Origin of the sequence: Streptomyces sp. NPDC015125 (assembly GCF_043080045.1) — a bacterium.
Classification (GTDB): Bacteria; Actinomycetota; Actinomycetes; order Streptomycetales; family Streptomycetaceae; genus Streptomyces.
On sequence record NZ_JBIBVF010000015.1, the window covers coordinates 195,996 to 210,813 of the forward strand.

Sequence of the window (14,818 nt, forward strand, 5' to 3'; positions counted from 1 at the left end):
CGGCCATCTCGCCGGGCGGCCGTCTCGCCCAACGGCCATCCCGCCGGGCGTCCCTCTTGCCGGGGGTCCGTCGTAACAGGATGGGCGTTTTGCCCGACGAGGTCTCCCGAACCCGTTGATCATCCCTCTACCGTGGGGGGATGTCCGACCCCACCCGGACCTCGCAGTCCACGCGCCACGCCACCGGCCCGGCCGGCGCCGCCGCCCGCACCCCGGCAGCAGCCGTCGCCCCTCCCGGCCGCCACCCCCTGGCAGCCGCCTTCCGCCTCCTGATCACCGCGGCGGCCCTGGCGGGACTCGTCCTGGCGGCCCTCGGCACCGCCGGCCCGGCCCAGCTCCTCACCCGCTTCACCGTGCAGGCCAACATCGCCGCGGCGCTGGTCTCCGCCTGCTCCGCTCACCGCGCCTGGACCGGCCGCCGCCCCGTGAGCCCCCGCATCGCCGGAGCGCTCGTCCCCTTCCTCTCCCTCCCCGCCCTCCTCCACTACGCCGTCCCGGCCGCCGACACCACCGCCTTCACCTTGCCGGGCGCCACCACCCCCGGCGTCGCCCATGCCCTCTCCGCTCAGCTCCTCTACTCCCTCACCCCGCTCGCCGCCCTCGCCGACTGGCTCCTGCTCACCACCCCCCGTGGTTTCCGCCTCTCCTACGCCTGGCAGTGGCCGGCCTACCCCCTGCTCTACCTCGCCTTCACCCTTGCCCTCCCCACCCTCACCGGCGCCCCCTCCCCCAGCGGCACCTCTGCCCTCACCCTCGGCCTGGCCGGCTGTGCCCTCCCCCTGATCACCATCGGGATCGACCAGGTCAGGCCCGCTCCCCGGCTCCACAACAACCGGATTTCACCTATGGGGATCAGTCCGCTAAAGTAGAGCTCGTTGCTTCGGGGTGTAGCGCAGCTTGGCAGCGCGCTTCGTTCGGGACGAAGAGGTCGTGGGTTCAAATCCCGCCACCCCGACTGAGAAGTAGCAGATCAGGGCCGGTTTCCTGCAAAGGAAACCGGCCCTGACTCGTGGTGCGTGACTAACTGCGTGACCAGCGCTGTGGGTTGGCCTTGAAGATGCCATCCATGGCGACCGCTCCCGTCTGGATCACGGGCCGGATCTGCTTCCGGTCGACCTCCCCGGTGAAGCTCTCGACCCGGGGGCACGCGGTCTTGATCTGCGTCTTCCCGTGGCGGTTCACGAGCACGCCGGAGCCTGGTGAGCCCGTTCAGAACTGAGCATTTCCGATCGTGGCGAACCAGTCGCGGATACGGACCTGATCCGATGTCACAGCCCGTGCCAGCATCAGCAAGATTCGCGCCTTGTTCGGCGCGAGGTCGCCGGCGCTGATGACATCCACCTGTTTCGACTGGACACGCATGGCGCCCGCGCCGTAGCCGTTGGCCGCCACGAACGTGACGTCGCGCCCGGCCGCCCGGGCGGCCGCGAGCTGACGTGGCGAGGGCACTCCCGCGAACACGATGCCGCTGGCGCCCGCACCCACGCTCGCGGTGATGGCCTCGCCGCCCGCGTCCACGTACGACCCCGCGATCTCTATCCGGGGCAAGCCGTCCCGTGGGATGGTCGCCAGGCTGAATGGCGTCCGCGCTCCCGCCTCGGGACGTGCCGGAGCACGCTGGAGCCGGATCTCCTTCTCGTCCACGGTGCCCAGTGCGCCGTATTCGCTGGTGCTGAACGTGTGCAGCCGAAGGGCGTCGGTCTTGGTGGCGTCGCGCGCCGGCAGTATCTGGTCGTTCAGCAGGACCGTGGTCCCCAGTCGGCGGGTCCGCCCGCTCGCGGCGAGCCGGACGGCGTTGTAGAGATTGGGCGGGCCGTCGCTCCCCAGCACCGTCCATGGGCGCATGGCGCCGGTGAGCACCACGGGCTTGGTGCTGCGGACGGTCAGGTCGAGGAAGTACGCGAGCTCGGCGAGGGCGGCGGTTCCGCTGCAGATCACCACTGCGTCCGCCCGCCGCAGGTACTCGTCCACGCGCCGGGAGAGGTCGTAGTAGTCGAGGAGCGTGTACTCCCCGGAACTCTTGGCTCCGAATTCCTCGCTGCCGACGTCCGCGATCTCATCGATCTCCGGCCGTAATGCGTTCACTAATTCGGCGACAGGCAGCCGGCCCGGCTCATATGTCTCGAATCCGGTCCGCCCTTCGGAGACTCCAGAAATAGTTCCCCCCATTCCAATGACGACGACGTTCATTCTCGCGCTGAACACAGGATGCATCTGGATAACCTCAACGACTCGGTCGATCGGGACACTTTCCTTCGACCCTAGGACGCCGCAATGACCGCATGAATGCCGGAAAGAGCTCTTTACCACTTCCTGACCTTGAGCCATGCGGGTGACCGCTTTTCCGTTCGTGTCGCGGGAGCGCTTGTCGTCCACGATGACCGGTGCCCCGTTCTCGCCCAGGCCCGGCGGGTCGGTCCGGCACCGGTCACGACGAGACCCTGCTCGGCCGCCCGACAGCGGATACCGAGCATCGGCTCCGTATTTGTTCGCGCGGTGTCTGCGACTGATATTTCCGGCGCGATGGGCGAGCCCGGAATATCCATGGCCTGCCCGTTGGCCCTGCCCGTTGGGCCTGTCCGTTGGGCCTGTCCGTTGCTCACCCTGAACGCCTTCAGGTTTCCCATAGGCCTCCCCCCCGGGACTCCGTCTCGATCGCTGGGGGCGAATTGTTGAGGCAGGGAGGTATTTCAGGCGGAGGCACCTCCGGGCGCGCTGGAACACAGCTTCGTGACATGGGCCAAGACACGCCACGGTGAATCTGACCAGGAAAGCAGGATCGGCTACGGCCGGTCGGCGCCCCCTTCACGCTCTTGCCGGCCCGCGCGATGCTCAGGGAGGGGTGGGGAGTGCTGCCTGGACGATGTCCGCGGCCTGGCGGGTGCCGCCCTCGTGGGCCAAGTGCTGCTGGAGCCGGGAGACGTGGAGTGGGACGTCCGGGTCGTCGAGGAGGGAGAGCACCGCCTCCCGCAGGTTTCGCGGTGTCGTCCGGTCCTTGGGCAGGTAGCGGGCGACGCCCAGCGCATCGAGCATTTCCGCGTTGGCGAATTGATCGACTGCTTGCGGGACGGCCACCATCGGCACACCACAGGCGAGGCCCTCCTGCGCGCTGCTCGCGCCCGCGTGCGTGATGAAGGCGTCGGCCTGCTCCAGGATCGCCAGCTGGGGGACCCAGGTGCGCACCTCGATGTTGGCGGGGACCTCGCCGAGTTCGGCGGGGTCGATGCCTGAGCCGATCTGCAGTACGACGTGCCATCCCGGCAGGTCACCGAAGGCGGCGGCGCAGGCGCGGTAGAAGTCGGGGGCTTTGGTGAAGACCGTGCCGAGTGATACCAGGAGAACCTTCTCGGCGCCGGCCGGGCGCGACCAGCCGCCCTGGCGGCTGCGGTCGGCCCGGCAGGGGCCGGTGAAGGTGTAGACAGAGCTGTCGACCCGGTCGGCGTGCGGCTGCAGGACTTTCGAGATCAGCGCGATACAGCGCTCGGGGCGGCGGGCGATGCGGCCCGGGCCGATCGCTGTGCCGTTGTTGGCGAGCCAGGCGTGTGCCTGCCGGCCCCCGCGTCCCGACGCCGCCGCGCCGTGGACCGGTGACCCCGACAGCTCGGCGGCCATATCGTCCTCGTAGCCCTCCCAGGCGACCGCGTGCGGGGAGAGCTGGATGGCCCGGATCTTCCAGCGGTCGGCGAGGGCCCGGGCGGCGTAGGCCATCGGGTCGTACAGGATCAGGTCGGGGCGGTCGTCCTGGTACGCCTTGAGCAGCTGTGGAAGTGCCCGGCCGGCATCGGCGAGGAAAAGCCGGAGGTGGTCGATCAGTTCGCCTCCCCAGGCATCCGGGTCCTCGCTCGTGGGCAGCGTCGACGTGATGATTCTGGGTTCGGCGCCGGTGGCGGCGACGGTGGCGGCGAAGGACTCGGGGATGGCATAGGTGACCCGGTGGCCACGGCGGACGAGTTCACGGATCAGTTCGAGGCTCGGATTGACATGACCGTGAGCCGCGACGCTGAACATGGCGATATGGGCGGCGGGCGGGACTCCGGAGAGCGAAGAGTTCATGGTGTGAGGGAGGAGGGGTCGAGGGGCGGAAGGGGGGCGTTCTGGTGCCGGTGGACCGCATGCTGAATTCAGTTGCGGCGGAGCCGGTTCCGGAGGTCTGCGCAGGTGTCGTAGGAGGGCAGCAGTCCCTGCCGGTGCACCTCGGCGAAGGCGGGGGCCTGTGCGTCCTTCGGAGACAGCACGGGCGTGATGCCGGTGGGCCAGCCGATGGCGAGGTCCGGGTCCAGTGGGTGAATGCCGTGTTCACGCTCGGGGGCGTAGCCCTCGGAGCACAGGTAGACCACGGTCGCCTCATCGGTGAGCGCGATGAAGGCGTGGCCCAGTCCCTCGGAGATATACACGGCACGGTTGTTGCTGTCGTCGAGGCGTGCCGTCTCCCACTGCCGGAACGTCGGAGAGCCCGTCCGGACGTCGACGACGACATCAAGGATGGCACCGCGTACACACGTGATGTACTTCGCCTGCCCCGGAGGGGCCTGCGCGAAATGAATGCCGCGCAGGGCGCCGTGGCGGGATACGGAGAGATTGGCCTGGGCCAGGGGGAGTTCCTGTCCGGTGGCCGTGCGGAAGGCATCTTTCCTGAACCACTCGTGAAAGCTTCCCCGGTCGTCGGCGAAGACTTCGGGTTCGTGGATCCAGGCGCCTTCTATGGACAGCGGTCGCATGTAATCTCGGCTTCCTCGCGCATGGTCTCGGATGTCTCGGCCGGAGCTGCTGGTCCTCCGGCCGGTCCTGCGGGTTCTTCTGCCGGACGGTGCCGCATCGCGGGGAGTGCCTCGGCCAGTGCCGCGGGCCAGTGCCTGAGTGGTGCCATGCCCGCCGCATGCCAGCGGCCGTGGCCGAGCACGCTGTAGGCAGGCCGGGGCGCCGGGCGGGCGTAGCGGTCGCTGGAGAGGGGGCGCACCCGCTCGGGGTCCGCGCCGAGCAGACGGAAGATCTCCCGGCAGAAGGCGAACCACGTGGTCGCACCGCCGTTGCTGCCGTGGTACACCCCCGCCGGAGCGGTGCCGGCGAGCGCCCCCTGCCCCAACTGGACCAACTGCGCGGCGAGATCGACCGTCCAGGTCGGCTGGCCCCACTGATCGTCGACCACCTCAAGGGTTTCCCGCTCGCGCTCCAGCCCGATCACGGTGCGTACGAAACTGTTCCCGCCCATCCCGTACAGCCAGGACGTTCGCACGACATAGCCGGTGTCCGGCAGCGTGTGCAGCACCGCCCGTTCACCCGCCAGCTTGGTGCGGCCGTATGCGCTTCGGGGGCCGGTCGGGGCGTGCTCCGGGTACGGCTCGCGGGCGCACCCGTCGAATACGTAGTCCGTCGATATCTGCAGCAGGACACTCCCCGACGCGCGGCACACCTCGGCCAGCAGGCGCGCGCCGGTCCCATTGACCGCGAGAGCCCCGGCCTCTTGTTCCTCGGCGGCGTCCACCGCGGTCCACGCGGCGCAGTTGATCACCACGGCGGGCGGATGCACGGCGAAGGCCCCCTGCAAGGCCTTTCGGTCGGTGATGTCCAGGTCACCGCGACCGGCCGCGACGGCGGTGATGCCGGCGCCGGCCAGGTGGCCGAGGAGGGCCCGGGCAAGCATGCCCTGGGCGCCGGTCACCATCCAGGGCCGCGCTTCGGGTGCCGTCACAGTGCCGCTCGCGCCTTCAAGGGCTCCCACCAGGCACGGTTGTCGCGGTACCACTGCACGGTCTCGGCGAGTCCCTTGTCGAACGGCACACGCGGGGTGTAGCCCAGCTCTTCACTGATCTTGGTGCAGTCGACGGAGTAACGGCGGTCATGGCCCTTGCGGTCCGCCACCTGCTGCACATCGGTGTCCCAGTCCGCGCCCAGTTCCCCGAGCAGCATCTCGGTGAGCTCCCTGTTGGACAGCTCGGTGCCGCCCCCGATGTTGTAGATCTCCCCGGCCCGGCCCCGGGTGCGCACGAGCTCGATGCCCTGTACGTGATCGTCGATGTGCAGCCAGTCCCGGATGTGGGAGCCGTCCCCGTAGAGCGGGATCCTCTTGCCGTCGAGCAGGTGGGTGATGAAGAGCGGGATGGCCTTTTCGGGGAAGTGGTGGTGCCCGTAGTTGTTCGAACACCGGGTGACGCGCACGTCCAGGCCATGGGTGTGGTGGTACGACAGCGCCACCAGGTCCCCGGCCGCTTTGGCCGAGGAGTACGGCGAGCTGGGGCGCAGCGGGTGGGTCTCGGGCCAGGAACCCTGGTCGATCGAGCCGTACACCTCGTCGGTGGAGATCTGGACGAAGGTGCCGACCCCGGCCGAGTGGGCGGCGTGGACAAGGGTGTGGGTGCCGAGGACGTTCGTGTGGATGAACTCGTCGCCGCCGTCGATCGACCGGTCCACATGCGACTCCGCGGCGAAGTGCACCACCTGGTCGTGTTCCGCCATCAGCTCGCGCACGGTCGCGATGTCGCAGATGTCGCCTTGGCGAAAGGTGAAACGCGGATGCCCGCGTACCTCGTCGAGGTTGGCGGGGTTGCCCGCGTAGGTGAGCTTGTCGAGCACGGTGACGGACACGTCGCCGGGCCCCTGCGGGCCGAGCAGCGTGCGTACGTAGTGGGAGCCGATGAAGCCGGCTCCCCCGGTCACGAGTATCCGGGTCGCCATAAGGAATTCGCACCTTGCTGTGATCGCCGGCACGGGCCGGTGTGCTGGTGGGCTGGAGTTACGGGGTGGCTGGGTTACGGGGTACGACAATCGCGGCGAGCAGCAGTTGGCGGTTGGCGAGCCACCTTCCTCGGAGCACCGTCGGGACCTCGCCGTCGGCCCCCTCCGGCACGGCCCGGAGCACGCGCACGCGGAACGTGCCCGCCCCGGTGCCGCCGTCCGGCACGATGCTGATCGAGGCCTCGTGGAAGCCCAGCCACGCGCGGGTCAGCGGTGACCACACCTTGTAGACGGCCTCCTTGGCGCAGAACAGCAGTCGGTCCCAGCACACGCTGCCGTTCAGCCGCCGCAGCTCACGCTGCTGCTCCTGCTCCCCGGGCAGTGCGATGCGGTCCAACATGCCCTCCGGCAGCGCCTGATGGGGCTCGGCGTCGATGCCCACGCCCCGCACGTGGTCGCCACGGGCCAGGGCGGCGGCGCGGTAGCCGCGGCAGTGCGTCATGCTGCCGACGACGCCGTGGGGCCACTGCGGCGCGCCCCTCGGCCCCGGCAGCAAAGGAGCCGGCGGAACGCCGAGGCGCAGTGCCGCGCGCCGGGCGCAGTGCCGCACGGTGGCGAACTCGCGGCGGCGTACGTCGGACATGGTGGCCGTCAGCCGGCTCTCCTCGGGGAACAATGCGGCGGCCGGTTCGTCGCCGTAGGACTCCGCCGCCGCGACGCAGCCCGGCAGTATCCGCGCGATCACGCCGTCAGTCCTGGCACGGCGCGAGGGCTTCGACCTGCCCGACGGGGTCACCGCCGTCGGTGGGCAGCAAGGCGATCACGGGGGTGTCGAGCCCGTTGGCCGTGTAGGCGCGGATCCGTGCGCGGCATTCCTCCGCGCTGCCGTGCACGACCAGTTCGTCGACCACCTCGTCCGGAACGGCCATGAGCGCGCGCCAGCGGTCGCCCGCGTCCCAGGCCCGGTGCATCGCGGCGAGCGGTTCGGTACGGCCGAGCCAGTCCTGGAACGCCCGGTACGCAGGCACGGTGAGATAGCTGCTGATCATCATCCGGCCCAGGCGGCGGGCTTCCCTGGCGTCGTCGGTGAGGCACACGAAGACCGGGGCGACGAGTTCGGTCCCGGGGCCGACCTCGGCCCTGATCTTCGGCACATCGGCGGGAGCCAGCCAGTTGGTGATGGCACCATCCGCCTCGGCGGCGGCGAGGTGCAGCATACGGGGGCGCAGCGCGGCCAGCAGGAGGGGCGGGGGCGAAGCCGGCGGCCGCTCCAGCCGGAATCCGCGGACCGAGAAGGTGGGGTACTGCGCGTTCACCACCTTCCCTTCGAAGGCGGAGCGCAGGAACCGCAGGGTGTCGCGAGTACGCGCGTAGGGGCGGGTGTGCTCCATGCCGTTCCAGTCCCGTACGACACCGGGGGAGGAAGCGCCGATGCCCAGCGCGAACCGGCCGGGCGCGCAGTCGGCGGCGGCCGCGGCGGTCATCGCCAGAAGGGCCGGGCCGCGGGTGAACACCGGGGCGATGGCGGTACCCAGCCGCAGGCCGGACGACCACTGCGAGGCCAGCACCAGGGGTGAGAACGCGTCGGTGCCCGAGGTCTCGGCCGTCCACACGTCGGTGTAGCCGAGGTCGGGAAGCCGCTCGACAAGCTCGCGGTGCGCCGGCAGGGGCACACCGGTCAGCGGGAGGGTGATCCCCCATCGGGTCATCGCGTGGTCTCCAGTCTCCTCGGCGGTATCCAAAACGAAGCGGGCGCCCTGGGCGGGCCGGCCGGGGCCACGGCGCCCGCTGTGTCCGTCAGCCGACGTCGGCCAGCAGGGCGTGCGCATGGCTGCGGAACAGCTCGGCGGCCGCCCGCACTTCGACCGCCATCGGCCGGTCGGCTTCCAGTGCCGGGGAGACTCCGGCAAGTTCCGCCCACACCCCGGCGGGCTCCGGAGCGTCCTCGGTCATCACGGCCAGCTGGGCCGCGCCCAGGGCGAGCGAACCCACGGCGAGCCAGCCCAGGTCCAGGGCCTCGCCGACACCGTTCGCGCCGTTGAGCGCCATCGGTACGTGGTCCTGGTTCCATCCGTTGGTCGGCAGCGTCGTCAGCGACGCGGGGGTGACCAACTGCCGGATCCGCGAGATGAAGGAGGTGGCACTGATCTGCACCCCGGCCAGTCCGCAACCGCGGCCGGCCCGGGGCGTGAGCATGATCGGCAGGTCGCCGTTGGTGGTGGGATTGACCACCAGGCCGAGCTGCCGCTCCGCCAGATATGCGGCCATGTGCAGGGCGAGCCCGGTCTGCTCCGATGCGAAGCCGACCGGCATGGCGTGGAAGTTGCCGGCGTGCAGCACCCGGCCCTCGTGGGTGAGGGGGTTGTCGGTGACACCGTTCGCCTCGCGCAGCAGGATCTCTCCGGCCATGGTGAGCTGGTCCAGCACGGCGCCCAGGACCTGCGGGGCGCAGCGCAGGCTGTAGGGCTCCTGCAGCGGCCGGCGCTCGTCTCGCCTGTGGTCCTCGGGCACGTCCTGCCGGATCCAGCGTGCCACGAGCAGCTGTCCCGCCTGGTTCCGCGCCTGGCCGACCCCTTCGTCGTAGTGCTCCGCGTTGCCGCCGAGCAGCACCGTCAGCCGGGCGGTGAGCGTCGCGACGGCTCGTGTGAGCCGGACGGCGGAGCGCTGGTTGAGGATGGCGACGGCGAGGCTGACACCGGTCCCGTTGACAAAGGCCAATGCCTCGCGGACCGGCCATTCCAGCGGTTCGGTGCCCAGCTCGGCGAGGGCCTGGGAAGCCGGACGCGGGGACCACGTGCCCTGCGCGTCGCGCACCCACGCCTCGCCGTAGCCCGCACACGCCAGCGCCACGTGCGCCAGCGGCTGCAGATCGCCGCTCGCACTGACCGTGCCGTCCCGCGGGATCACCGGGGTGAAGCCGGCGTTCCACAGATCGGCCAGGCGCTGCCAGAAGCTCGGCGAGACGGCGGAGAAGCCCTTGCGCATGCTGTTGAGCCGGAGCCAGAAGACCAGCCGGGAGGCTTCGGGGCCGAGCGGTTGGCCCTGTGCGGTACCCAGGTGGGAGATGAGCGAACTTCCCTGCTCCATCTCGGAGGTGGAGGAGTACGTGACCAGCGGCCCGAATCCCTGTGTCAGCCCGTACACGGGCTTGCCCTCGGCCAGATACGTGTCGACGGTGGCGCCGCTCTCGCGCATGCGGGCCACGTCCGCGTCAGCGAGCGGGCCGAGCTTCGCGGTCCAGGAGGCGGCTTCGACTATGGCATCGAGGCTGGGCATGTCCGTGGTGGCGCCGTCAGCCGTCGTGGGGGTTCGTGTCACGTTGCTATCCCTGAGTCGGTGTGTGAGGTCGAAAGGTGCTGCAACTTGCCCGTCGCGGACCGGCTGAGGCTGGGCACCATGTGCACTCTCCGGGGGCGGACGCCCAGGATCGCGCGCACCGGAGCCAGATCGATGCCGTCCGGTCCGGTCCCGGGCCGGGGCACGACGTAGAGGTCGATATGCTCGCCGATCATGGGGGCGTTCACGGCCATGAGCCCCAGGTCGGCGCAGTCGAGCGTGGCGCGCAGCGCATGCTCCGCCTCGTCGAGGTTGATCCGCCGCCCGTTCACCTTCACGAGGCGGCCGATGCGGCCGAGGAGCCTGAAGGTGCGCTCGTCCAGCGGTTCCACAAGATCTCCCGTACGCCATTCCTGCGGCACGGGCTCGCCGGGACGGTGGGCGAGGCGCGGACTGCGGATCACCAGCGGCACCGCCGTACCGTCCTCGGAACCGTCGACGTCGGCGGCGGCGAGACTGACGTCCGGGAAGAGGGTCCACGCGGGCGGCTCGCCCTCGCGCCAGCGGCGCATGGCGATGCCGCCGGTCTCCGTCGAGCCGAGCAGTTCCACGATGGCCGCGCGTCGGGGACCGGCCGCTTCGAGGAAGGCACCCGCATCGGCCGGGAGCATCGCGCTGCTGTACAGGACGGTGAGGTGCTCGAAGGAGCGGACCCAGTCCAGGTGCCGCAGCAGGAGGGAGAAGATCCACGGCGTGGCGACGACGACGATCCGGCGCTGCCCGGTGTCCGGCATCGCGCCGATGTAGGCCGGCCGGTACCAGACCGGGACGCCGAGCTTGGCGGGTAGCAGCAGGGTGGCCAGCGTGCCGTACACGTGGACCGGCGGGGCGAAGGAGACCACCGCCCCCGGCTCGTCCTGCCGGACGAAGTCGGCGAGCATGCCCGCCTCCCGCCAGGCGTCGTCGCGGCGGTGCTGCCAGCGGCGGGCCGGGCCGGTGCTCCCCGAGGTGTGGAAGCCCAGGGCCGGCGGCAGGGCGCCGAGCACCAGCTCGTCGGCGCCCGGTGCGGTGTCCCAGCGCACGCACCAGGCGCGGTCGGTGACCTCCGCCGCACCGATCCCCGGTGACAGCAACTGCTCCGGGGTCAGCTCTTGGTAAGCCACTCAAACTCCCTGTGGGGACATCATCAGGCGGCCAACTCGGCGACCTGTATGAGGTACTGGCCGTATTCCGAGTTCTGCATCCGCGTGCCGAGGCGGTGGCAGTGCTCCGCGTCGATGTACCCCATGCGCAGCGCGATTTCCTCGACGCAGGCCACCCGGACGCCCTGACGCGTTTCGATGACGTGGACGTACTGGCTGGCCGCCAGGAGCGAATCGTGGGTGCCCGCGTCGAGCCAGGTGAAACCGCGTCCCAACCGGATGAGCCGGGCCCGGCCCTGCTTCAGGTAGGCGAGATTGACGTCCGTGATCTCCAGTTCGCCGCGCACCGAGGGGGTGAGCTGCCGGGCGATCTCCACCGCGTCCGGAGAGTAGAAGTAGAGACCGGTGATGGCGTTGCTGGAACGCGGGTTGACCGGCTTCTCCTCCAGCGAGACCAGGTTTCCCTCGGCGTCGGTCTCACCGATGCCATAGCGCTCGGGGTCGGAGACCGGATACCCGAAGAGCGCGCAGCCGTCCAGTCCGTCACGAGCCGCTCGCAGAATCCTGGGGAATCCGGCGCCGTGGAAGACATTGTCACCGAGGATCAGCGCGAAGGGGTCGTTGCCGATGTGCTTCTCGCCGATGATGAGTGCTTCCGCGATGCCCCGGGGGGCCTGCTGCTCGGCATAGGTGATGGTGAGTCCCAGGTGCGAACCGTCCCCCAGCAGCGACTGCAGCGCGGGAATGCTGGACGGCGTCGAGATCACCAATATTTCCCGGATTCCGGCCAGCATCAGCACGGACAGCGGGTGATAGACCAAGGGCTTGTCATAGACCGCGAGCAACTGCTTGGACGTCGCCAGGGTAGAGGGGTACAGCCGAGTTCCGCTGCCGCCGGCTAGAAGAATTCCCTTCAACACACTCCCCATTCATCAAGGCCGATGCGCCAGAAAGGCGATCACAGGACATGTACCTCGGGCACGTAGAGAATCCACTTCCCTCCGGCGTCACGGAATTCCCGTTCCTTCTCCATGATTTCCTGCGCGTGATTCCAGGCGAAGAGCAGGGCGTAGTCCGGGTACGCGGTGGAGAACGCTTCCGGCGCCTTGACGGGAATGTGGGTACCCGGGCTGAGCCGGCCCTGTTTGGCGGGGGTGGTGTCGCAGATGAACGGGACGAGGTCGGGCCCGATACCGCAGAGGTTCGTCACCGTGGCGCTCTTGGCCGTCGCGCCGTAGCCGGCCACCGTCTTGCCCTCGTCGCGCAGTTGCTTCAGCAGCGCCGTCAGGTCCTCGCGGATCTTTTGGACGCTCTCGCCGAACTTCCGCAGGGTGACCGGGTCGGCGAGCTTGCGCCGCTCCTCCTCGGCGACCAGCTCGGCCACCGCCTCGGACGGCTCGCGCTGCCCGGCGGGGGCCAGGGTGTAGCGCACCTCGCCGCCGTGCACGGTGAGCCGTTCGACGTCCACCAGCTCCAGCCCGTTGCGCCGTGCCATCTCCTGCACGGACCGCGCGGTGAAAAAGTAGAAGTGCTCGTCGTAGATCTGGTCGAACGAGGTGCGCTCGACGATGTCGCCGAGGTAAGGATCCTCGAAGACGAACACGCCGGACGGCTTCAGCAGCGTGCGCACACCCGTCAGGATCGAGCTCATGTACGGGATGTGGCACAGGGTGTTGGCGGCGTAAATCACATCCGCCCGGCCGTCCGAGGCAACGATCTCCTGCGCCGTGGACTCCTCGAAGAACGACTTACGGACCCGCACGCCCTTGGCCGCGGCGACGTCCGCCACGCCTCCGGACGGCTCGACGCCCAGGTGCCGCACACCGTTGTCGGCGATCGCCTTGAGCATCACACCGTCGTTGCAGCCCAGTTCGACGAGGAACGGGTCGTCCGCGGTGAGTTCCGTGGACAACAGCCGCTTGGCGAGATTTTCGAAGTGCTCCCGCATATAAGCCGAACCGGAGGAGTGATACGGGTACGCCTCATGGAACATGCGGTCCCGCGGGACCTCTTCCACCAGCTGCACCATGGTGCACGACTCGCACACGCCGACGGCCAGCCGGAAGAAGAACTCCTTGGTGAGATCCGTGTCCGGGGCAAGGAATGCGTCCGACAGAGGCTGGCGGCCGAAGTCGAAGAATTCCTGTACCGGAGCGGCACAGATACGGCATTGGAACTTGCTCGACATACATGCTCCTGGAAGGCCGACCGACGGCCAAATACTGGAATACGGACACTTCGGCGTGAACACCGGTCACCGTTCGAAGCGGTTGCCGGTGAGTCTGCCTCAGAAACCGGCACGGACGGAAGAGTTCGGATTGTCCGCTGTCTCGCTGGCGGGACAGAAACCGCGGCCGTCCCATGACTTTCCGGCGGCGTCGGACGCGCCTGCGCGCAGTTTGCAATTTCCCTCTGTTCTGCCGGATCGGAAGTGATTAGCCTTGCCGCGTCCCAGTACATCTGTGCGGACCGCAAGAGGCGTCCCGCGGAAATCGCGGGCATGCCCAAGAAATCCTGTGCAAGGCCACCGCCGGCCGCGCCGGCGGCCCTCTCGCGCGGCTTCAGCGATAAGGCATGTGACCATGACAGAGACAAGCTCTCCCCCTGCCCTGACCGACACGGCGGTGGTGCTCACCGACCCGGAGCGCGAAGAGGTCGCCCTCCTGGCCGGGGAACTCGGCCGCAGGGCGTCCGGTGTGGTGGACAGCGCCGAGTGGCTCGCGGCGGCCCGTGACGTCTCCGTGCGGTTGCCCCGTCAACTGTTGTCCGCGACACGGGAGTTCCGGCACAACGCCGGGCCCGAAGGCGTACTGCTGGTCCGTAACCTGCCCGTCCCCGAAGGACTGCCCGCCACCCCCACCAGGCCGGGCTCCGTGCAGCGGACCGCGTCCACGGCCGCAGCGGCGATGGCCGCGGTCATGCTCCAGCTCGGCGAGGTGATCGCCTATCGGAGCGAGAAGTCCGGCGCCCTCGTCCAGGACGTCGTGCCGGTGCCGGGCCGGGAGCGGCAGCAGAGCAACGCCGGCTCGGTGCGCCTGCAGCTGCACACCGAGAACGCCTTTCACCACAACCGCCCCGACTACGTCGGCCTGTTGTGTGTGCGCGAGGACCCGACGGGCGACGCCAGGCTGTGCACCGCATCCATCCGCCGGGCGCTGCCGATGCTGTCTCGGGAGGCCAGGCAGGCCTTGTCCGAGCAGCGCTTCATGACCGAGCCGCCGCCGTCGTTCGGCGGTTCCGGGAGCGTCCCCCCTCCGGTCCACCCGATCCTGCGGGGCGCCCCCGAAGACCCCGATGTGCTGGTCGATTTCGCGAGTACCCACCCGCTCGACGACGGGGCCCGGCGGGCCATGGAGGAACTGCGCACCGCTTTCGAGCGGACCACCCACGCCCTCGCCCTCTCCGCCGGCGATCTGGCCGTGGTCGACAACCGCCTCACGGTGCACGGCCGGACGTCCTTCGCTCCCCGCTACGACGGCACGGATCGCTGGTTGCACCGGGTCTACGCCGTTGCGGACCACCGTCGCTCCCGTGCCTGCCGGCCGGGCGGGGGAAGTGTCCTGGACTGATCGTCCCGCTTTGTCACGGGCCTCGCCGACGTCAAGTGATCGGCGAGGCCCGTGGGCTGTCAGCGCCTAGGCAGTTTCGTTTGGATCATCGGGCTGACCAGAGGAAGATGCCTGCGATGTGGAGGCCGGCCAGGTAGATGGTTGCGGTCTTCTCGTAGC

The 14,818-nt window shown here is 69.5% G+C and carries 14 protein-coding genes and 1 tRNA gene; 3 read left to right on the plus strand and 12 right to left on the minus strand.

The features are described from left to right. Nucleotides 1–140 precede the first annotated feature (140 nt). Together ACF088_RS27665 and ACF088_RS27670 are read left to right on the plus strand one after the other, a co-directional pair. Complete coding sequence (locus ACF088_RS27665) at nucleotides 141–869, plus strand: integral membrane regulator (RefSeq protein ID WP_392378552.1); 729 nt, start codon at nucleotides 141–143, stop codon at nucleotides 867–869. Nucleotides 870–881: 12 nt separating this feature from the next. After that, nucleotides 882–955 (plus strand) — tRNA-Pro (locus ACF088_RS27670). Nucleotides 956–1,020: 65 nt separating this feature from the next. Here the strand turns inward: ACF088_RS27670 and ACF088_RS27675 are convergent. The 12 genes from ACF088_RS27675 to ACF088_RS27730 form a co-directional block, all read right to left on the minus strand. Next, a complete protein-coding gene (locus tag ACF088_RS27675; RefSeq protein WP_392378553.1) occupies nucleotides 1,021–1,182 on the minus strand; it encodes a hypothetical protein in 162 nt (53 codons plus the stop codon). 27 nt (nucleotides 1,183–1,209) lie between these two features. Further along, a complete protein-coding gene (locus ACF088_RS27680; RefSeq protein WP_392378554.1) occupies nucleotides 1,210–2,376 on the minus strand; it encodes an asparaginase in 1,167 nt (388 codons plus the stop codon). A gap of 456 nt (nucleotides 2,377–2,832) precedes the next feature. After that, entirely contained in the window at nucleotides 2,833–4,053 is a 1,221-nt protein-coding gene (locus ACF088_RS27685; RefSeq protein WP_392378555.1) for a macrolide family glycosyltransferase, read from the minus strand. A 68-nt stretch (nucleotides 4,054–4,121) separates the two neighbouring features. Continuing rightward, nucleotides 4,122–4,718 carry a dTDP-4-dehydrorhamnose 3,5-epimerase gene (rfbC, locus tag ACF088_RS27690; protein ID WP_392378556.1) on the minus strand — a complete coding sequence of 199 codons (597 nt, stop codon included), beginning with the start codon at nucleotides 4,716–4,718 and terminating at the stop codon, nucleotides 4,122–4,124. Beyond that, entirely contained in the window at nucleotides 4,700–5,662 is a 963-nt protein-coding gene (gene rfbD / locus ACF088_RS27695) for a dTDP-4-dehydrorhamnose reductase (RefSeq protein ID WP_392378573.1), read from the minus strand. The genes rfbC and rfbD overlap by 19 nt, the downstream gene beginning before the upstream one ends. A 23-nt stretch (nucleotides 5,663–5,685) precedes the next feature. Then, entirely contained in the window at nucleotides 5,686–6,672 is a 987-nt protein-coding gene (rfbB, locus tag ACF088_RS27700) for a dTDP-glucose 4,6-dehydratase (RefSeq protein WP_392378557.1), read from the minus strand. A gap of 58 nt (nucleotides 6,673–6,730) precedes the next feature. Then, nucleotides 6,731–7,417 carry a 4'-phosphopantetheinyl transferase gene (locus tag ACF088_RS27705; RefSeq protein WP_392378558.1) on the minus strand — a complete coding sequence of 229 codons (687 nt, stop codon included), beginning with the start codon at nucleotides 7,415–7,417 and terminating at the stop codon, nucleotides 6,731–6,733. Between the two features lie 4 nt (nucleotides 7,418–7,421). Next, complete coding sequence (locus ACF088_RS27710) at nucleotides 7,422–8,381, minus strand: LLM class F420-dependent oxidoreductase (RefSeq protein WP_392378559.1); 960 nt, start codon at nucleotides 8,379–8,381, stop codon at nucleotides 7,422–7,424. Nucleotides 8,382–8,469: 88 nt separating this feature from the next. Further along, on the minus strand, nucleotides 8,470–9,990 hold the full coding sequence (gene hutH / locus ACF088_RS27715; protein WP_392378560.1) for a histidine ammonia-lyase: 1,521 nt from the start codon (nucleotides 9,988–9,990) through the stop codon (nucleotides 8,470–8,472). Beyond that, on the minus strand, nucleotides 9,987–11,111 hold the full coding sequence (locus ACF088_RS27720; protein ID WP_392378561.1) for an AMP-binding protein: 1,125 nt from the start codon (nucleotides 11,109–11,111) through the stop codon (nucleotides 9,987–9,989). Before ACF088_RS27720 ends, hutH begins: the two co-directional genes overlap by 4 nt. Nucleotides 11,112–11,134: 23 nt before the next feature. After that, on the minus strand, nucleotides 11,135–12,007 hold the full coding sequence (gene rfbA, locus ACF088_RS27725) for a glucose-1-phosphate thymidylyltransferase RfbA (RefSeq protein ID WP_392378574.1): 873 nt from the start codon (nucleotides 12,005–12,007) through the stop codon (nucleotides 11,135–11,137). A gap of 41 nt (nucleotides 12,008–12,048) precedes the next feature. Next, on the minus strand, nucleotides 12,049–13,278 hold the full coding sequence (locus ACF088_RS27730; protein WP_392378562.1) for a methyltransferase domain-containing protein: 1,230 nt from the start codon (nucleotides 13,276–13,278) through the stop codon (nucleotides 12,049–12,051). 394 nt (nucleotides 13,279–13,672) lie between these two features. Between ACF088_RS27730 and ACF088_RS27735 the strand changes: the two genes are divergently transcribed. Continuing rightward, nucleotides 13,673–14,659 (plus strand): TauD/TfdA family dioxygenase, encoded by a 987-nt coding sequence (locus ACF088_RS27735; protein WP_392378563.1) that lies wholly within the window; start codon nucleotides 13,673–13,675, stop codon nucleotides 14,657–14,659. Nucleotides 14,660–14,818 lie beyond the last annotated feature (159 nt).